This window comes from Pseudomonas sp. TE9122 (assembly GCF_056278925.1).
On record NZ_JBWBQI010000001.1, the window covers coordinates 2,793,200 to 2,812,344 of the forward strand.

The window sequence follows — 19,145 nt, forward strand, 5'->3', positions numbered from 1 at the left end:
AAAAAAAAACAGCAGCCCGAAGGCTGCTGCCGTTTCATTGCAGTTGAGACAAGGCTTACAAAGGACGACCAATGCCGTTACAGGCGTTGGCGTTGTTGATGTCCAGGTTATTGCCCGAGGTGTTGGTGATGAAGTTGGCGGTCACAGCGGTTTTCCAGTTGTTGGGAACCGGCGTGAAGCTGTGGGCGACGGTGGCGACGTTGTTGCCCGGGTTGCTGTAGTGGGTGGTCAGGAAGTTGCGCACGGCGGTGGCCACGGCTGCATCTTTGTAGCACTGGCCGAAGATGAAGTTGGTGTAAGCCACAATCGGGTAACCGCTTGCCGGGTTAGGCACGACCGGGGCCCAGCCAGCCGGGTTGGCAGGTGCGCTTGGCACCGGTGCAGTGCTCAGCGCCAGCGTCACGTTAGCGTTGGTTGGCTGGACGCCATTGACGCGGGCAACCACAGCGTTGCTGGTGGCGTTCACGCCGTCCGGACCCACATAGCCGATCGAACCGTCCACGGCGTTCACCGCAGTGGCCACATCAGCGGTGTTGGCTACGCCGACCCAAGTCGATGGCAGCGCGGAACCGGCCGGCAGACGAGCGTTGGTGAAGGTGGAGTTGACGGCGAATTTGCCTGGGCAAACGGCGTTCAGGTGGCGACTGAGGATTTCAGTGGTGCCACTGGACACGCTGCGGTAAACCACACGGATCGGCGTGCTGTCGGCGTTACCCAGCAGAGCGCCCCAAGTGGTGGCGGTGCCCGACAGCGCATCGCACAGTTGAGCGCTGGTCAGATTGAGCGCGGTCTGACCGGATTTTTTGTACGGAATGGCAACCGAAGTGGCCACCGATGGCAGCTGGATCAACGGGCCGTACGAAGCACCGAAGTTGGTGGTGTAGGTGCTGAGTTCCGTAGCGCTGAGGATCGAGTCGCTAGCGGCGAAGTGCACGGTGCCGGTGGTGCTGAACTGGGCAGCGTTGTTGGTCAGGAAAGCGCTTTTGCCAATGCCGCTACCGGTTACGGCGTAGCTGAAGTTGGCTGGCAGGATGCTGTTGGCAGAACCTTTGTACAGAGCGGCAGGCAGGGAAGCACCACCACCGGTTACGGCCATGGCCTGGGCGGAAGCCAGAGCGGCGACGGTCAGTGAGGCGGCGATCAGAGTGCGCTTGAACATGAAGAATCTCCTTTTCAACTTGGTTTGGAACACAGGTTTCGGAAGGCTTGCATGACACCGGGAGGGTCCACCGCAGTGGAGCCGCAGGAAGAAATTCGCAGCTTCCGGTGACAGATAAAGGAAAAAACCTCGGGAGCTGCGCGGGGATTTTGGTGCGGATTTCTCGGGTGTTTGCGGTGGGTTGCGGCGCGTCTGGATCGGGGGTTTGGCTGAATCGGGCTGGAGCCGTTGGCGGATGGTTGCAGATGACAGAATGGAGAACCCGAGGACGGGCGGATTGGGGCTCGGGTGAGGGTCAGGCCGGTGCAAAATATTTGAGTTTTGTGTTGTCGGGACTGGCGCTTTCGCGAGCAGGCTCGCTCCCACAGTTGAAATGCGTTCCTCTGTGGGAGCGAGCCTGCTCGCGAAGAGGCCAGCCCGGCCAACATCAAAAGCGGCTACTGCACCAACTGATTGATCTCAATAATCGGCAACAACACCGCCATCACAATCACCAGAACCACCCCGCCCATCACCACAATCATCAGCGGCTCCAGCAGCGCGGTCATGCCCATCGCTCGCCGTTCGATATCCCGCGACAAGGTCTGTGCCGCGCGCTCGAGCATCGGCGGCAGCGAACCGGTTTTCTCGCCGCTGGCGATCAGGTGAATCAGCACCGGCGGGAAGACATTCTCCACGCGCAGCGCGGCGGCGAGGTTGACACCTTCTCGCACCTTCGCCGTGGCCTCGCTGACGCTCAGGCTCAAGCGGTCGTTGGACAAGGTCTGCCGCGCTGCTTCCAGTGCACGCAATAACGGCACGCCGGCACCGCCGAGAATTGCCAGGGTCGAGGCGAAACGCGCGGTGTTCAGGCCGAGAATGAAACGCCCGAACAGCGGCAACTTCAGCACCCGGTGATGCCAGCTCAAGCGCGCCGCCGGATTGCGCAAATACAAACGCCAACTCCAGAACGCCCCGGCCATGAGCGCCGCACACAACCAACCCCACGCGCGAATGAAATCACTGGCGGTGAGCATCGCCAGGGTCAACCCCGGCAAATCCTGCCGCGCTTGAGAGAACGCGCTGACCACCTGCGGCACCACGTAGCTGAGCAGGAAAATCACAATGCCGATCGACACCAGCCCCCGACCACGCCCGGATAGATGAACGCGGTAAGAATCTTGCCGCGCAGGTTGTTGCGTTCCTCGATGTAATCGGCCAGCCGTTCCATCACCTGCGCCAGATCGCCGGACTCTTCGCCAGCGGCAATCAGCGCGCGGTAAATCTCGGGAAAATCCCGTGGCCGCGACGCCAGCGATTCCGCCAGACGCATGCCGCTGCGCACATCGGCGCGCACGGCGCTAAGGGTCTGGGCGATGTGCTTTTTCTCGGCCTGCTCGACCGTGGCGCTCAGCGCTGCTTCGAGCGGAAGACTGGCGCCGAGCAGGCTCGCCAGTTGCCGCGTGGCCCAGGCGAGGTCGTTGTCGGAGAGTCTGGCGCTGAACAAACCGCCGCCGCCGTGTCGGGCGACGTTGCTTTCCTCGTGCACCGACAGCGCCGTCAGGCCACGCCCGCGCAAGGCACTGAACGCCGCGCTCTGGCTGTCCGCCTCAAGGTGCCCGGACTCGATTTTCCCGGTGGCATCCGCCGCTTCAAAGCGATAGCGATTCATCAGGCGTCCCGTGTCACACGAAGGATTTCTTCCGGCGCGGTGGCACCGCTGCGAATCCAGCGCTCACCGTCCTCACGCAGGCTGAACATCCCCGCTTTCGACGCCGCCGCGCGCAGGGCCTGCTCCCCTGCTCCTTGGTGAATCAGCGTGCGGATGTTGTCGTCGATGCAGAACAATTCGTGGATGCCGGTGCGGCCGCTGTAACCGGTGTGATTGCACGCCGCGCAACCGACCGGACGCCAGGTGCCGGGCGTCGCCGGGTCTTCCTGTTTGCACTGATTGCACAGGCGTCGCACCAGGCGCTGCGCAAGCACGCCGAGCATGGATGACGCGAGCAAGAACGGCTCAACGCCCATATCGATCAGGCGATTGACCGCCGACACCGCGTCGTTGGTGTGCAGCGTCGCCAGCACCAGATGCCCGGTGAGCGAGGCCTGCACGGCGATTTGCGCGGTCTCGAGATCGCGGATCTCGCCGATCATGATGATGTCCGGGTCTTGCCGCAGAATCGCCCGCAGCGCGAGGGCAAAGGTCATGTCGATCTTGGCGTTGACCTGAATCTGGCTGATCCCCGGCAAATCGTATTCCACCGGATCTTCCACGGTGAGGATGTTGCTGGTGCTCGCATCCAGCCGCGCCAGCGCCGCGTAGAGGCTGGTGGTTTTGCCGCTGCCGGTAGGCCCGGTGACCAGAACGATGCCGTGGGGCTGGCGGATCAGGTGATCGAGTTTGGCCAGCACCTGCGCATCCATGCCCAAGGTTTCCAGATGCAGGCGCCCGGCCTGTTTGTCGAGCAGGCGCATCACCACGCGCTCGCCGTGGCCGGTGGGCACCGTCGACACCCGAATATCGATCGGCCGCCCCGCTACGCGCAAGGCAATGCGACCGTCCTGCGGCAAGCGTTTTTCGGCGATGTCGAGCTGAGCCATGATCTTGATCCGCGACACCAGCGCACCGTGCAACGCCTTGCGCGGCGAGACCACGTCGCGCAGAGTGCCGTCGACGCGGTAGCGCACCACCGAATGGGTTTCGAACGGTTCGATATGAATGTCGCTGGCCTCATCGCGCGCGGCCTGGGTGAGCAAGGCGTTGATCATGCGAATCACCGGCGCGCCGTCCTGGGTGTCGAGCAGGTCGGTGATTTCCGGCATGTCCTGCATCAGCCGATCGAGGTCGACTTCGTTTTCCGCCGCGCCGACCACCGCCGCCGCACTGCCGGTATCGGCGTAAGCACTGGCGAGCAGCCCGTCGAGCTCGTCATCACGCACCCGCTCAACCTGCGTCGCACCGAACTGCCGACGCACTTCGCTGATCGACCAGCCGGGCGTCGATGGGCACACCGTCAACACGCCATCGCGCAAAAGAATCCGCTGCGCCTTGGCCCAGGCGTACGGCAATACACTCATCGTCCATGCTCCCCACAATCCACCGTGGCAATGAGATCCCCTGTGGCAATGGGATCCTCAGTGGCAATGAGATCCCCTGTGGCAATGCGATCCTCTGTGGCGAGGGGATTTATCCCCGTTGGGCTGCGCAGCAGACCCAAACCTTGAGAACCGGTTTCTACAAGCACATCGCGTGTACCGGTTTTACGACTGCTGCGCAGCCGAGCGGGGATAAATCCCCTTACCACAGTCATCATCTCAGTCAAAACCGGGTGCTCCCTTCAATCAGTACCGTGGCAATGGGATCCTCTGGGGCAATGAGCCCCCCTGTGGCGAGGGGATTTATCCCCGTTGGGCTGCGAAGCAGACCCAAACCTTGAGAACCGGTTTCCACAGGCAAATCGCGTGTGCCCGGTTTACGACTGCTGCGCAGCCGAGCGGGGATAAATCCCCTCGCCACCGTCATCCTCTCAGTCAAAACCGGGTGCTCCCTTCAATCGAAACCGTGGCAATGGGATCCCTTGTGGCAATGGGATCCTCTGGGGCAATGAAATCCTCTGGGGCAATGAGCCCCCCTGTGGCGAGGGGATTTATCCCCGTTGGGCTGCGCAGCAGACCCAAACCTTGAGAACCAGTTTCTCCAGGCAAATCGCGTGTACCGGTTTTACGACTGCTGCGCAGCCGAGCGGGGATGAATCCCCTCGCCACAGTCATCATCTCAGTCAAAACCGGGTGCTCCCTTCAATCGAGACCGTGGCAATGGGATCCTCTGGGGCAATGCGATCCTCTGTGGCAATGCGATCCCCTGTGGCGAGGGGATTTATCCCCGTTGGGCTGCGCAGCAGACCCAAACCTTGAGAACCAGTTTCTACAGGTAAATCCCGTGTACCGGTTTTACGACTGCTGCGCAGCCGAGCGGGGATAAATCCCCTCACCACAATCACCATCTCAGTCAAAACCGGGTGCTCCCTTCAATCGGTACCGTGGCAATGGGATCCTCTGTAGCAATGCAATCCTCTGTGGCAATGCGATCCCCTGTGGCGAGGGGATTTATCCCCGTTGGGCTGCGCAGCAGACCCAAACCTTGAGAACCGGTTTCTACAGGCAAATCGCGTGTGCCCGGTTTACGACTGCTGCGCAGCCGAGCGGGGATGAATCCCCTCGCCACCGTCATCATCTCAGTCAAAACCGAGTGCTCCCTTCAATCGGTACGGCTTTGATCGTGGCCCGTGGGCCTGATGTCGGCCCCGGCGCTGGCACGCCTTGCGCGGCGCTTGGCAATTGCGGCGCCTGCATGTCGGGCATCGCCCAGCTGCGTTCCGGTTGCAAGCCACCCTGGGCGCGGCGCATGAAGTCGTAGCGGTTGAGGGTGATGCTGCGCCCCGCTTCGCTGTCGCGGATGATGTACGGGCGCAGGAACACCATCAGGTTGGTCTTGGTGATCGCCCGGCGTTCGTTGCGAAACAGCGCGCCGATGCCCGGCAGGCTGCCCAGCCACGGCACTGCATCACTGCTCTGGCTGTAACCGTCCTGAAGCAACCCGCCGAGGACCATGATCTGCCCATCGTCGAGCAGAATGCTGGTGTCGATCGCGCGCTTGTTGGTGACGATGCCCGCCGCAGTCACGCTGTTGGATGCGCGCTCATCGATGCTGCTGACTTCCTGATAGATATCCAGCTTCACCGTGCCGCCCTCGGAGATCTGCGGGCGTACGTTGAGCTTGAGGCCGACCTCTTCGCGGGTCACTGTCTGGAACGGGTTGTTGCTGGTGCCCCCGCCGCCGGTGACGTAGCTGCCGCTGACAAACGGGATGGTCTGGCCGACAAAAATGCTCGCCGCTTCGTTGTCCAGGGTCAGCAGGTTCGGCGTCGACAGCACGTTGGTGCCGCCCTTGCTCTTCAACGCCCGGGCCAGCACTTTCAGGTCGAGAATCTTGCCGATGCCGGGGATGTAGACCGTGCCGTTGACATAGCCAAGGTTCAAACCCTGCGGCAGTACGTCGATGCTGTTCTTCGCTCCCGTATTGAGACCCGCGCCACCCAGATTGGCGCCACCGATCACGCCCTTGCCGCCAAGATTGCCGGTCTGCCATTGCACACCGAATTCGCTAGCATCGTCCTCGCCAACCTCGACGATCAGGCTCTCGATCACCACTTGCGCACGGCGCTGGTCGAGCAGATCGATAACCTCACGCAGGTTGCGATACAGCGGTTCCGGCGCGGAAATCAGCAGTGTGTTGGTGGTGGCGTCAGCCTGAATCGTCACACCGCCAGCGCTGAAAGCAACGTTCTGTTCGCTGCTCTGCGTACCGCCACTGCTGCTGCCGCCGCCACTGCCCTGCGCATAGCTACCGCCGGTTGCGCCGCTGCCAGTCGTCGTTGAAGTGCCAGTGCTCGGCGTGCTGCTCTGGCCGTTCTGCCCGGCATTGCCGCCGGTGCTGCTGCCCATCGCGCTGAGCACCGACCGCGCCGCGTCGCTGCTGCCGCTATCACTTTCGCCGGTGAGCAAACCGCGCAGCGCCTGCGCCAGTTTCGCCGCTTGGGCGTTGCGCAGATAAACCACGTGCAGATTGCTCGGATTGCTCTGCGCGTTGTCGAGTTTGTAGATCAGGTTGCGCGCCAGCTCGGTACGCTCGGGGCTGCCGGCGCGGATGATGATGGTGTTGGAGCGCGGGTCGCCGATCACGGCGATTTTCTGCGTCGGATCATTGCCCGGCGCGTCGAGCAAGTCGGCCACCATCGGCGCGATATCGGCGGCAATGCCGTTCTGGATCTGCACCACATCGGTGTCGATCGCGCTCGGCGTGTCGATGCTCTCGATCAACTGCGCGACACGGGTGAGGTTCTCGGCGTAATCGGTGATGACCACGGTGTTGTTGCCGGGATAAGCGTTGATCGGATTGTTCGGCGAGACAATCGGACGCAGCACCGGAATCAGGTTCACCGCGTTCTCGTATTGCAGGCGAAACGTGCGCGTGAGCATGCCGTTGCCGGCCGGTTTGTCGGCGCTGTAGATCGGCCCGCCGAGCAGTTTGGCGTCGGCCTCGGGAACCACCTGCGCCACGCCGCCGACATCGACCACGCTGAAGCCTTGCATGCGCAACGCCGCGAGCAGCATGTCGTAAGCCTGGCGGGCTGGCACCTGACCTTCCGAGACCAAGGTCAGATTGCCCTTGACCCGTGGATCGACGAGAAACTGCTGCCCGGTGGCCCGCGACAGCGCCCGCACCACCGCCTGAATATCGGCCTCGACAAAATTCAGCGTCACCGGTTGCTCGCCCAACGGATTGCGCGGGATCGCATTGCTCGGCGCAACACCAGCACTGCGCCCACGCTGACTGATGTTGTGCAACTGCTTGGGCACCGGTCGCGCCTGGGCCTGCGCCCGCTCGCGATCGGCCACCGCATCGCCGCTGCGCTGGGTGTTGGCCAGGGGCCGCCCGAGTTCGCTGTCGACCAACAGCGGCGGCTGATGCTGCGGCGCCGTGGTGCTGTTGCACGCGCTCAATGCCATCAGCAACAACGGCAGCGCCAGACGTGCCGGTTTGCAGCGTGACTCCTTCATGAAGCTTCCTTAGCGCCCTGCGCCTGATCCATGCGAACGGTGCCTGACAATGTGCCGGCAGTGACTTCGGTCGAGGCCGCGCTTGCGCGCTGCAACTGCGCCTCGACCACCTGCAGAGAAAGTTGTGATGGCTGGCTGAGCAGCCAGTCGAGCAGCGCATCGGCCGGCGCGGCGTCGACATTCAACTGCCACGCACCGCCCTCCGCTGCTTGTAATTGGTAATGCCCGGCCAGCCCCGCCGCTTGCAGACTTTGCTCCAGCGACTGGTCAACGCTTTGCCCCTGCGGCCGCACATTGACGCTGCGCAACAGCACTTCCAGCGCCTCGGTTTGTGCGCGCAACTTGGGCGTTTCGCTCTGCCAAAAAGTGATCCTGGCCAATGGCGGCTTGACCAGCGTCAGCCAGATCAGCAGACCGACAAGCACCAGCGCCATGCCGGCGACCATGCGTTTCTCACGCAGCGCCAACGGCTGCCAACGCGCCTGCAACTGACTGCTGAAGCGCTGCCAACGCGCACGGTAAATCGCCAGCGTCGCCCTACTCATCGTCTGCTCCGCTGTCGTCGTCTTCGTTGGTGTTGGCGCTGGATTCATCGCTCGGGCGCAGCGTCCAGCCTGCGTCATCGGCAGTGACGCTGATGCCGGCCTGGGCCAACGTGCTTTGCCAGTCCTTATCGTTGCCGCCACGGTTTGCATCGCTCAGCAAGGCCAGTTGCAAGGCGCCGTCGCGATAGGTCATTCGCTCGACACTGCCGGCCATGAACGGCATGCCCGTGCCGGCCTGCAATACCAGCCGATTGAAGTTCTGCGCCGGGTCATCGACCGCGCCTTTTTGCCGCTGCTCCAATTGCTGACGCGCCTGTTGCAGCGGGTTGAGAATCACCGGCAATTCAGGGAAAGCCTGCTTCACCCGCTGACTCATTTGCGCCTTGAGCTGCTGGCCCTGCCGCGCTTCGCGAGCGGCGTAAAGATTCAGACCAATCACCCAAACCGCCACGGCCAAAGCCACACACCCGACAGCGCGCCCCCAGCCGCGTTGCTCGCCGCCGGTTTGCTGCAGACCTCCGTGCAAACCCCAACCGGACAAGGGGCCGATCCAGCGTTGTGCTGATCCGGCTTCAAACGATGCCTCATCAACTTCGTCACCGAGCAACGGCTCAACCTGCGCACTGTTCAAACTCTCGCGACGGAGCAAATGCCCGTCCGCCACACAAGCGACAACCCCCGGCAGCACTGGCAGGCTGTACGGCGCCGGATACAAACCGCGCAGCGTCAACCCCGCCTGCTTGAGTACCGCAGCCAGACGCTGCAAGTGCTGCCGCGCCACCCAGGCGATTTGCACCTGCCCACTCGCATCACGAGGGCTGTGGCCGATATGCATTTGGCTGCTGTCGCCGAGCATCAAAGCCTGCGCCGCGCACTTAACAGCGGCCGCCGTTTTGTTCGCGGGCAGTGGCGGTAGATCAATGCTGGCGAGCAGGCTGTCGGCCGGATGCAGAAAACACAGCAATGGCGGCTGTTTCGGCTGCTGCCCCAACTGGCGCAGGGTGAGCCGTTCCTCACGACTGACCTGCCCCTGACGATCCAGCCAGGCGCAACTCACTTCGCTGTGCAACTCCAGCTCCGCCAGCGGCGGCAACCCGACGCGCAACTGGCTCATGCGCCCACCCGCGACCAGATCACCTGCGGCAGCCGATCCTCGCTGCGATGCAACAAAGCGTCGAGGCTGACCCGGCGCTGATCACGCCGCGCTTCACCGCGCAAACGAAACCAGTCACTGGTGATGCCGACTTTGACGCTGCTCATTTCCAGCTGCGGCATGCGCAAGCGGTTCACAAAATCGCCGCGATTGATAAACCAGCGCCCGGCGTCACGCTCGGCAATCAACGCCGTCGCCCGCTCCAGCGAAAGCCCCGGCACATACGCCGCCAGCACCTGCGCCGTGGCGGTGTTGCCGTTGATCCACGTCGTCGCCGGAATCACCGTCACGTACGGCGCCAGTTGGCCGACCAGTGCATCGGTCACGCCTTCGACGCTGCGCAAATCATCCAGCGTGCGCAGCATCGGCACCTTCGGCGGTGGCGGTTTGTGATCGGCATCGGGCGAAGTCGCGCGGCCGCTGTCGAAACCCGCTTTGCCCGTCGCACCAATCTGCGCATTCAGCAGATGCGGATAACCGGCAATCACCCGCTGACGGATGCGCTGGCTGACCACGCCACTCACGCCGATCAGCTCACACAAGCGCTCGAACGCCTGCACCTGCGCCTCATCGATGCGCTCATTGGCGACCAAATTGCGCAGGTTGAACTTGCCCTGCTCGTCCTCCAGCCGCCCGGCAAAACCCGCCGCCAGCAACGGCTGCGCCCAAGGCTGATCACGCCGAGTCAACGGATCACGCAGGCGCGCATCCCAGAGCAACTGCCGGCTGATCTCCAGACCACCCTGCGCGACCCAACGCCCCTGCACCCGCTGCTGATCGGCTTCCAGCGCCCGGGTCGCCACGCTCTGCCGCGTCAACATCCCCGCCGCAATCACCGCCACCACGGCGGCAATCAACAAAGCGCTGATAATCGCCATGCCCCGTTGCTTCGCCCCGTTGAGCGAACCAGTTTTCACGGCCGGCCTTACAACTGCCAGGAACCGATATCGGCATTCACGCCATCGCCGTCAGGCTGACCATCGGCGCCGAGGGAAAAGATATCGACCTCGCCATTCGCGCCCGGGTTGAGGTACTGATAAGGCCGGCCCCACGGGTCATTCGGCAAACGCTCCAGATACGAACGCCAGTTGCTGTTCTTCGCATCCGCCGGCCGCTCGACCAACACCTTCAGCCCCTGATTCATGCTCGGATACGTGCCGTGATCGAGGCGATACAACTTCAACGCCTGCATCAACCCACCAATATCCTGCTTCGCCGCCGTCGCCCGCGCCTGATCCGGCCGGTCGAGCACCTTGGGCACCACCATCGCCGCCAGAATCCCCAGAATCACCACCACCACCATGATCTCAATCAAGGTAAAACCCTGCTGCCCACGCGGCATGCGCGGCGACTGACTGAGCGTGTTCAAAGGTGCGATATCCATCTCGACATTCCCTGGCTTGACCTGATTTCGACGCGCAGTGTTGCAAGAAGATATGTCAGGGATGTTGAAAATCCTCGGGTGTTTCCGTCGTCAAGCCGTCAAGGACGGGGGTTAGCGTCGAGGGCTGGGTTTTGCTTTTGGGCCATGTATGCGCGCGCGTTCGCGAGAGGAAGGATTCACCCTGATTGAAGTGCTGGTGGCACTGGCGATCATCGCCGTCGCCATGTCCGCCGCCGTGCGCGTCGCGGGGTTGATGACGCAGAGTAATGGGGTGTTGCGGGATAGATCGATTGCGCTGATTGCGGCGCAGAGTCGGATGGCTGAGCTACGCCTTGAAGGTCGGTTGCCGAATGGGATGAAGGCTGTTGAATGTGATCAAGGACGGCTTATGTTGCGCTGCGAACAGGTGATCGCCAGCGCAGAAAATGGACGGCTGCTCAGGATTGGAATCCAAGTATTTGATCGCAACCAAGATGCGCCGCCGTTGGCCAGACTGGAGACCCTGTTGCCACGGCCAGGAAGCCCCTCACCCTAGCCCTCTCCCGAGGGAGAGGGAACCGATTCGGGGATGTTCCAGAGATACGCCGACCTGAACGCATCGCTCTGAATCCAGCATTGCTGAAGCCCAGCAAAGCCATAGCCGCTAAGGTCTTCCAGGTCGATGTATAACGCAAAACACCTCGGTCGGCTCCCTCTCCCTCCGGGAGAGGGCTGGGGTGAGGGGCTCTTCTGCTGCGGTGCATAAGCATCAAAAATCCATAATCAACACGCTCGTCCAGGTCGATGCACAACGCAAGACACCTCGGTCGGCTCCCTCTCCCTCCGGGAGAGGGCTGGGGTGAGGGGCTTTTCTGCCGCACCTAAAATCCCAAGGCCCAGCGCCGGATCAAGGCCAACGACATCACCCCGCCACCTCCAAATTATCCATCACCCGATTCACCGCCAGCTCCCCCAGCATGATCAGTTGAGCAACCCCCAACAATGCCCGCCGCTGCGGCGCCGGCAGCAAACTGGAAATGTCCTGAGCAATCGTCTTCGCCGAAGCAAGCGTTTCACTCGCATCAGCCAGCAGTTCTTCATTCTTGGTATCCGCCGTCACCGCATACATCCCACGCGCCTTGCGCGGCGGAGGCAGGAGATTGTTTGGCGACAGGTAATGATCGAGCGCGCGGTCAGCGGCTTCGTGGAGTTTGTTGGAATCGAGGGACTCGTAGGGAGACGTGGGATCGGTTTCGGGTGGGTTGGGTGTTGGTTTGATCATGAGTGAATCTCCAAATCATAGAAAAGGAGCCATCATCTTTTCGCTACCAAACGAAGGGGTGGTGGCCATACGAAGGTTGGTAGACCGGTGACTTGGAAAACCGGCGCGCCCGAAGACGCCCTGCGCATGGCCACCATAAAGACACAGCCCCAAAAAGGACTGAATCGGGTGACGCTATGCGCCAAGTCTAAGCCGGGCTACCAAACCCGATCGCTGATTCGTCAGCGACCCGACCACAATAGAACCCGCCCCCAAGGCGCACAAGCCGGCGGATTCTGGCGTAGCTGTAGGCAAAAGCGCAAGGATATGTAGCCTAGGAGCGTGACTGGAGATGTTTTTTTAAACATTTGTGTTTATGAGGCGCAATTGCGCCACGTTGGGCTAGACACATGCGTCCCGCATCGGCTTGTTGAGCTGACTATTACCCTTTAAAACGGCAGCTTTCGGCTAAAAGCGGACGCTTCCGAAGCGTCCTAAGCTGGCTATCCTTGAGGCTTAGGTTATCTATGGAACTAGGTAAGGCACTTGCTCGGATAATCATTAATTCGCTTGCCATCACAGGCGGTCGTCCGTGATATTAATGTGCTATTTTTCTCACCTGACTTGATCCCCTCGAAAAGGATTTTCCGTGTCACGCATATCCTTCCAAAATGAGCAGCCGTCTGAGCTGGACGTGTTTCCTGGTGGTAGCCATGACAAGGTGGCCTCTGCGATGTGTGACTATATTGCGGATGACGAAAACTCCAGAGTAATCGGGCTCGATGGTGAGTTCGGGTCAGGCAAGAGCTCCATCCTGAAGATGCTGCAGCAAAAGCTCGTGAAGGTCGATCAGAAATACAAGGTATGGTTTTTTGATTGCGAGCAAAACTATCAGGGCTCCATAAAGAGCAATTTTATTGAGCTATTTACCGATGAGCTAACTGACAAAATCGGTTCTGACAAGAAGATAAAAGAATCACTTAATGATAGTCGAGACCGTGCTTTAGGACGGCAATTCACGTACACCAAGAGCACGGTAAGTCGTGTAAGTTCCTGGGCATTGATTCTCGTAATTGCCTTGTTTTTCTCGACTAGTTCCTTCAAAGAGCTATTTGGGATAGGCAAGATGAAAGATCCTATTGTTGCTTGGATCTTTGTTCATATTTTTTCCCTGATAAGTCCCTTGATTGTGTTGCTTGTTGCGCATTTCAAGCTTAAAAACACTATGGTAGGCGACCAGCCTTGGAGCATTCTCCACCTCTTTAAGGGAGGGTCTGATGATACCATCAACGAAAAAATCAAGGTTGCTAAGGAAGTAACGCCTCTAGATCTCAAACGCACACTTGAAGATGATTTGAAACTGGTAGGTGACCTTCATTATGTAGTCATCTTGGACAACCTGGATCGCTTACCGAAAGAGAGCTTGCGAGCAGTCTGGAGCGATTTAGAAATCTTTACTTGGGTCTCGGCAGACAACCATTTTACGGTTGTCGTGCCGTTTTGCTCAAATAAAGTTGCCAAATATCTTGCGCCCGAGAATGAGCGAACTTATGATTCGCGAGATTTTATAGCAAAAAAATTCCCGGTTGTTTTTCGCGCTCCGCCTATTATTACAGCAGGCTGGAAGGATGGATTCTACCAATTGTGGAAAAATACCTTTCCAGATATCTCTAAAGACGTTGCGGAAAAATGCGCGCTGCTACTTCAGCGCCATAGTCCAATGAGAAATAAGTTGGTAACTCCTCGCTTACAAAAGCGCTTTATCAACGATATTGCCACTACTTCTCTGACGTTGGGTGATGATATAGATATCGTCTGCATTGGGGCACAATTGCTCCTATGCAAGTACGGTGAGCTGCCACTTGCAGAAGTGATCAGGGCAAATGGGCTTTCAGATACCTATAAGAAAGCCAATCCAGAATTTGATGATGCTGACCTTGTTATTACACAGCATCTCCTAGAAAAGCATGCGGGCTCCGACTTGGAGGGTGGATGGCAGATACAGTTTCTCCAAATCCACTTTCTGACCGACAGAGCGATTGCGATGGCCGAATTGATTGATGAGCCTTTACTGTCGTCTGTTAGTGAGAAAGATGGTGAGCGCTTTGCTGAGCTCGTATCAACATTCGGATTCAACGATGCGTTCAAGCGGTACCTCTCGAAAGATGTCTTTAACCAGGATCTGATTCGAGTAGTTGCGGATGCGTCACAGAAGCTATCTGAAGAGAATTTACAGCGCGTAATTTCTTTGTTGAATGCCGAAGGAAAGATATTTCAGGGCAGTGTCCCAGACGATGGCGACGAGTTCTTTGCTGCATTGAAGACCTGTCGACTGGCAGGTTTGAACACTGCCGGAATGGAACGGCTAAAGGCTGATTTGGCGAAGTCTCTGAGGTTGGCTGTTAATGATGGCGTCGATACTGAAACCCTTGAGGTCAAACGAGACCTGCTAAGGGATTATGATCTCTTTATCGATGCGCTTGGTCATGAGCCAATTACGTTTAACATAAGTAATGCTGCTTACTTTGTTCACGTTTTTACTGAGTGCGAGGATCTGAAAGCTGTCAGTATCGATCAATTTAATTTCACGCCGACTGGACTAAAGAGTGTAAAGCAACACATAGTTGCGCTGCCGGATTCGACTGAGACTTTGCTTGTCAATGAGATTCAGCGGGAAATACTACTAGATGTCCTCAATGGTGCCCGTAGGATAGGTCAAGACCTCCAAGTTCCTGTGACTGATGAGGAGGTTTTGCAGCTTTCGCAATCGCTGACGGCTTATCCAAATAACGAAGCACTTCTTTACGGCATGGCTCTGTCTAAAGAGTTGCCAGAGATGGCTATCACTCAGGTCATGAATCAATCCTTTGATAAGAGAACTGTAAATCAAAATGCCGCAGTTGCTGTGGTGTTGATGGTGGCTAAAAAATTTGATGAACTAGCCAAGTTTGAAAGTCTAGATAGTATTGTAGAAAGTAAGGTTTTCAAGCTGCTTTTTCGGGGTGTGGGCAGTGCTGACACACTAATTTCTGGATATCTTGATCCAGCAGTTGGGCCAATTATTTCTAAAGTTTGGGCTTGGATAATTCATGATAATGCGGCGTGGAAGATGAATTCTGTTTATGTTTGTCGTAATTTTAGTAAGGTAGTTACCGCCGTTTCGTCTAACGGTGTCGATTCGCAAGTGCTATTCGACTGGATTGAAGATTGGCAGCATAATTTTAAAGCTGACTTCGATGCTCTTGATAAACTTGATGGCGTTTTTTTAGATAAGTTCGTCACTTCCTCCGTTGAACAGTGTAAAGATTTTAAGCTTAAAGTTTTGGAATTTTACAGTTCCGATCGCAGTAGCGAAGAATGGGAACCGATCTTGTTGAGCCGTAGCGATAATCATCATAAATTAATCGGATGGTGCTACGAGCAGGGAGGTTTCATCCTCGCCTCCACTTATCGCAGCTGCTTTATTGATATCTTGAGAAAGATCATGGTGGGCGAGTTGGAGAACCACGAATGCGTTCGTGCTGTGCGTAGCCTAGCTCCACTGATCACGGTCGCAGATCAGGCTCAGAAAAATCTATTGGGTGCTGACCTTCGAGATATTGTGTATGTGGAAGGTGGCAATGCTGAATCAGCCGTCTGGCTTTTAAGAAACTTCGGCAATCTTATTGTCGATATCCAACCTGCCAACACTGCTGAAGTTGGCAGGCTAATGGGGCTTCTGGATTACTTGAGGGTGCACCTGCAGGAATCGAATGATGTACTGACTTACCTTGAAGACCGTGCTAAACAAATCGCAAGCTTCAATTACTCTGAGGAACTTCGTGAGGCAATGGCTACTGCCGTAGCCAAGCTTAAAAAGTCTGCGCCAAAGCTCTATCAAGCGTTCGCTAAGCGATCTATGTTTAAGAATATCTTCAAGATCATCCAAACTTCCGAGAAAAAAGCCGAGCAGGCGAACGTTGAGTTGCTCAAGGCAGAACAGGCGGTCGCTCAAGATGCTATCCAGACAAAGCCCGAAGAGCGAGACTCGCTTTCAACACTCCCTGACGCAGACGCCTCTAATCCTAAAAAATAAAGCGCTCCCCCTGTCGGGGCCTTGTAACAGATGGTTAAGGGCTAAGTTCCCAGGAGCGTAGACACATGTTTGAATGGGAGCACATAAAGCCAGTCGTTGCGTTTAGCCAGTCGAAGGAAAAATGTTATGTGGCTATGTGAAGGATCGAAAGTCGAATGGACTGCGGTTGCTGCTTGTATCGCGCTCGCAGTTTGGATTATTGACAAATTTCAAAGAGGGCGTGAACGAACTGCAAGTGCCAGGCTTTTAGCCCAGATCATGATTTCCCACATTGCGACCACGCAAGGTGAATTAGCTAAATTCAGATCCACAGTGGTACCGTCAAGCGGCGACCAATCGTTTTTGATTGACGTTCGAAATAGTCAGGAAGCCCGGCAAACTTTAGCATCAAAAGCCTTACTGCTGTCAGTCGAGCTACCCTCTCAGTTTCTAGACAAAGCTGACCTTTTTAGCGAGTCGCTGAGTCAAACTCTCGCCAACGCGCTCTTCCAAGTTAACCACTTAAAAAACTTCAGTAAATTGCTGGGAGATGTCCCTGACTCCTCGCCCGAAGTGGAGATCGATCAGCACCTGATGGCTGTTCTCACGCAGATCAAAGATGCCGAAAAAGCTATCGATGATGCGTTTAAAGTCTTGAGGCACGCAGGTACTTCTTCGACGTAATCCTCATTTGCATCGTCGCTAATTTTCCACGCGATACTTCAATGTCTTCGTGTGCCTGACTGTGGTCTCGTACGAGTGACGGTTTTTGGCCGGCTCAAGTCCCCCACGGATGGCCGCTATGGGTCGAAAGCCGTCGTTCGTGAACGGCAGCCATCGGTCAGTACCGGACGGTGATAATAGGCAGAAGACGGCCAGACGTGCGAATCAAGGGCAACTCGTTTCTCGTCAGGGACAGATTTTGTTGGTGGGTATCACTAACACGTCGTCAGAGATGTATCAGTTATACCAGCAAGCACCGCAGCTAAAATTCAAAAACAGCCCGATAAGACATATAATGCTTGCTCAATATTTTTATGCCAAATTACCATGTTTTTTAAGGTGGGTGGAGGAGTTATGGAGTCTGTGATTGAGCCGTATTTTTCAGATAGTTCGAGAAGGTCAATCTTCGAGCATGCATCCACACGAATCAGGACAGTTATCGACGGCCTTGGCGAAGATGAGGATGAGAAGAACCGATATCTATTAAATTTCATTGGCGCTACTTTCCATCATATAAAATCTTATCCTGAGCTTTTTGATGAAAGGTGCCCTGTAAATATAAACAGCATGGGAGATAGATATGTCGAGGGCGCAAACCACCTAGTGCTGAGCGACATTTCAGATGTAGAGTTTATGTTTTCAACATCATACAGGTTTCTTGTTGAGTACCAGCTAGGAAGCGTTGATACATTGCCAGGCGACTTGTTAGGGCTTATTGCTCGCATATATGACTATGAATATGATGGAAGGACATTTTCCCAACTGAAATATGCCGAGCATCAAATGTTGATTGATATTGCCAAGCGCTACATTCACCATCCAAACATGCTAGCGCTAAGAGAATTACCTGCACAGCTTGAGCAAGTTGAACTTGAACGAAAAAGAATAGCTACAGACTTGGGTGAGCGTGAAGTTAGAGTCAACTCCTTAAAGGAAAAGTTAGACACCTACAAAAATGCCTTTAACTTCTTTGGTTTGTATGACGGTTTCAGCAAACTTCGAGCTGCCAAAGGAACAGAAGGAGCTATAGGTTTATTCGTATTGGTTTTTTTGGCGCTGTTAATGGTTCTACCGTTCGCTGTGAAATTTTATATCGCGCTTACTCCTGGTTCTCGGCCAGAGCTTGATACTCAGTTTTATTTGGCGCTTCTAGGCTTTGAAGTCGTAATGGCTTACTTTTTTAGAGTCGCGCTGCAAAATTACAGATCAGTAAAGGCGCAATTAATACAAATAGATCTTCGCATGACGCTTTGTCAGTTTGTTCAGGATTATGCTGTATACGCTAAAGAGGTAAGCAAGGATAATCCCCAATTGCTAGATCGATTTGATCAAATAGTTTTTAGTGGGATAGTAAATGATGAGGGGGCAATTCCTTCGACATTTGATGGGCTCGAACATCTTGCCAATGTAATATCAAAGATCAAAAAATAGCAAGTGCAGCTTAGGCGAGCTTCTGATAACTATACTTAGAGCACGTCACCTGAGGACTCACTCTATCGATCACGACAGGTTGGATCCTTGGGCTTATAGCATGCATATTTGATTTGCTTTCCCATCTTGGAGTTCTTGCCATCTTATTCTATATCCATATAAATACTGATTTCTCTTCAAATTACCAGTATCAATATGCCAGTACAAGCGCGGGAGCATGACCGATAGATGCTTCAAACGTTTCAGAATGCCCAGCGAATAGGGAGCCAGAGGACGAGACTAACGTCCGCTTCTGGCCGATAGCGGACAAACACAATTGTTTTTATTTAGGTAGAGCAACGCCAAGACCTCGGGATTGTCCCTTTGCCCTCTCTACAATTCGGGCCTCACTAACCTCGGCAAAACCACCCCCTCCCCCAACCTCTCCACCCCCAACCGCACCCTCTCCCCCCCTCGCTCAATCACCACCCCGTCCCCCTCAACCCCCACCAACTTCACCCCAACCCCAACCTTCTCCCCCACCAAAAAACTCCTCGGCGCGCCATCATTCAAACTCAATATCGCCACCGTCCCACTCCCGCCCGCGATCACCCCGCTCACCTTGATATCCACCGGTGCGGTCTCATTGGAGAACCACTGCAACGCCGGGCTATCGCTCCTGGTCGCGAGCACTTGCGGGGCGGCTGCGGGTGTGTGGGATTCCGCCGAGGTCAGCAGCAGCGACGACCATGTCGCGACGCCCACCAGGGCGGCGAGCAGGGCCAGGGCCTGGACGGTTTGTGCCGGGGTAATCCGTGCGGTGAGTTTCATGGGTTGTCGCTCCTTGTTGTCCCTGTTGCCAGCCTACGCGGCAATT

Annotated in this window: 13 protein-coding genes and 1 pseudogene; 4 read left to right on the plus strand and 10 right to left on the minus strand. The window is 56.7% G+C overall.

All coding sequences use genetic code 11. The features are described 5' to 3' along the window. Window positions 1-55 precede the first annotated feature (55 nt). From ACZ9BE_RS12555 to gspG, 8 genes and pseudogenes are all read right to left on the minus strand, one after another. Window positions 56-1,159 (minus strand): substrate-binding domain-containing protein, encoded by a 1,104-nt coding sequence (locus ACZ9BE_RS12555; protein WP_476249500.1) that lies wholly within the window; start codon window positions 1,157-1,159, stop codon window positions 56-58. A gap of 437 nt (window positions 1,160-1,596) precedes the next feature. Further along, window positions 1,597-2,810: pseudogene (gene gspF, locus ACZ9BE_RS12560) on the minus strand (type II secretion system inner membrane protein GspF). Further along, window positions 2,810-4,216, minus strand: coding sequence for a type II secretion system ATPase GspE (gene gspE, locus ACZ9BE_RS12565; protein WP_252876416.1), 1,407 nt, complete (start codon window positions 4,214-4,216; stop codon window positions 2,810-2,812). Before gspE ends, gspF begins: the two are co-directional and overlap by 1 nt. A 1,161-nt stretch (window positions 4,217-5,377) precedes the next feature. After that, window positions 5,378-7,759, minus strand: a complete 2,382-nt coding sequence (gspD, locus tag ACZ9BE_RS12570; protein WP_476249501.1) for a type II secretion system secretin GspD — start codon at window positions 7,757-7,759, stop codon at window positions 5,378-5,380. After that, window positions 7,756-8,304, minus strand: coding sequence for a type II secretion system protein GspM (gspM, locus tag ACZ9BE_RS12575; RefSeq protein WP_476249502.1), 549 nt, complete (start codon window positions 8,302-8,304; stop codon window positions 7,756-7,758). Before gspM ends, gspD begins: the two co-directional genes overlap by 4 nt. Then, on the minus strand, window positions 8,297-9,418 hold the full coding sequence (gspL, locus tag ACZ9BE_RS12580) for a type II secretion system protein GspL (protein WP_476249503.1): 1,122 nt from the start codon (window positions 9,416-9,418) through the stop codon (window positions 8,297-8,299). Before gspL ends, gspM begins: the two co-directional genes overlap by 8 nt. After that, entirely contained in the window at window positions 9,415-10,335 is a 921-nt protein-coding gene (gene gspK, locus ACZ9BE_RS12585) for a type II secretion system minor pseudopilin GspK (RefSeq protein WP_476249504.1), read from the minus strand. The genes gspL and gspK overlap by 4 nt, the downstream gene beginning before the upstream one ends. 47 nt (window positions 10,336-10,382) lie before the next feature. Continuing rightward, window positions 10,383-10,841: a type II secretion system major pseudopilin GspG gene (gene gspG / locus ACZ9BE_RS12590; protein ID WP_076562599.1), complete on the minus strand. Its 459-nt coding sequence runs from the start codon at window positions 10,839-10,841 to the stop codon at window positions 10,383-10,385. 148 nt (window positions 10,842-10,989) lie between these two features. Between gspG and gspI the strand changes: the two genes are divergently transcribed. Continuing rightward, on the plus strand, window positions 10,990-11,376 hold the full coding sequence (gspI, locus tag ACZ9BE_RS12595; RefSeq protein ID WP_476249505.1) for a type II secretion system minor pseudopilin GspI: 387 nt from the start codon (window positions 10,990-10,992) through the stop codon (window positions 11,374-11,376). A gap of 366 nt (window positions 11,377-11,742) precedes the next feature. Here gspI and ACZ9BE_RS12600 read toward each other — a convergent pair whose 3' ends face one another. Beyond that, the gene (locus tag ACZ9BE_RS12600; protein ID WP_016774969.1) at window positions 11,743-12,102 is read right to left on the minus strand and encodes a DUF6124 family protein; all 360 of its coding nucleotides are present in this window, start codon (window positions 12,100-12,102) and stop codon (window positions 11,743-11,745) included. A 628-nt stretch (window positions 12,103-12,730) separates the two neighbouring features. Between ACZ9BE_RS12600 and ACZ9BE_RS12605 the strand changes: the two genes are divergently transcribed. From ACZ9BE_RS12605 to ACZ9BE_RS12615, 3 genes are all read left to right on the plus strand, one after another. Beyond that, a complete protein-coding gene (locus tag ACZ9BE_RS12605; protein ID WP_476249506.1) occupies window positions 12,731-16,156 on the plus strand; it encodes a P-loop NTPase fold protein in 3,426 nt (1,141 codons plus the stop codon). A gap of 126 nt (window positions 16,157-16,282) precedes the next feature. After that, window positions 16,283-16,819: a hypothetical protein gene (locus tag ACZ9BE_RS12610; RefSeq protein ID WP_476249507.1), complete on the plus strand. Its 537-nt coding sequence runs from the start codon at window positions 16,283-16,285 to the stop codon at window positions 16,817-16,819. 393 nt (window positions 16,820-17,212) lie between these two features. Next, window positions 17,213-18,289, plus strand: coding sequence for a hypothetical protein (locus tag ACZ9BE_RS12615; protein WP_476249508.1), 1,077 nt, complete (start codon window positions 17,213-17,215; stop codon window positions 18,287-18,289). 372 nt (window positions 18,290-18,661) lie between these two features. Here the strand turns inward: ACZ9BE_RS12615 and ACZ9BE_RS12620 are convergent, their stop codons facing one another. Beyond that, entirely contained in the window at window positions 18,662-19,099 is a 438-nt protein-coding gene (locus tag ACZ9BE_RS12620; RefSeq protein ID WP_476249509.1) for a type II secretion system protein N, read from the minus strand. Between the last annotated feature and the right edge of the window lie 46 nt (window positions 19,100-19,145).

What these genes read in the sequence shown, in the direction of transcription:
- ACZ9BE_RS12555 (WP_476249500.1), bottom strand. Translation starts at nt 1,159, where the DNA reads ATGTTCAAGCGCACTCTGATCGCCGCCTCACTGACCGTCGCCGCTCTG.
- gspE (WP_252876416.1), bottom strand. Translation starts at nt 4,216, where the DNA reads ATGAGTGTATTGCCGTACGCCTGGGCCAAGGCGCAGCGGATTCTTTTG.
- gspD (WP_476249501.1), bottom strand. Translation starts at nt 7,759, where the DNA reads ATGAAGGAGTCACGCTGCAAACCGGCACGTCTGGCGCTGCCGTTGTTG.
- gspM (WP_476249502.1), bottom strand. Translation starts at nt 8,304, where the DNA reads ATGAGTAGGGCGACGCTGGCGATTTACCGTGCGCGTTGGCAGCGCTTC.
- gspL (WP_476249503.1), bottom strand. Translation starts at nt 9,418, where the DNA reads ATGAGCCAGTTGCGCGTCGGGTTGCCGCCGCTGGCGGAGCTGGAGTTG.
- gspK (WP_476249504.1), bottom strand. Translation starts at nt 10,335, where the DNA reads ATGGCGATTATCAGCGCTTTGTTGATTGCCGCCGTGGTGGCGGTGATT.
- gspG (WP_076562599.1), bottom strand. Translation starts at nt 10,841, where the DNA reads ATGGATATCGCACCTTTGAACACGCTCAGTCAGTCGCCGCGCATGCCG.
- gspI (WP_476249505.1), top strand. Translation starts at nt 10,990, where the DNA reads ATGCGCGCGCGTTCGCGAGAGGAAGGATTCACCCTGATTGAAGTGCTG.
- ACZ9BE_RS12600 (WP_016774969.1), bottom strand. Translation starts at nt 12,102, where the DNA reads ATGATCAAACCAACACCCAACCCACCCGAAACCGATCCCACGTCTCCC.
- ACZ9BE_RS12610 (WP_476249507.1), top strand. Translation starts at nt 16,283, where the DNA reads ATGTGGCTATGTGAAGGATCGAAAGTCGAATGGACTGCGGTTGCTGCT.
- ACZ9BE_RS12615 (WP_476249508.1), top strand. Translation starts at nt 17,213, where the DNA reads ATGGAGTCTGTGATTGAGCCGTATTTTTCAGATAGTTCGAGAAGGTCA.
- ACZ9BE_RS12620 (WP_476249509.1), bottom strand. Translation starts at nt 19,099, where the DNA reads ATGAAACTCACCGCACGGATTACCCCGGCACAAACCGTCCAGGCCCTG.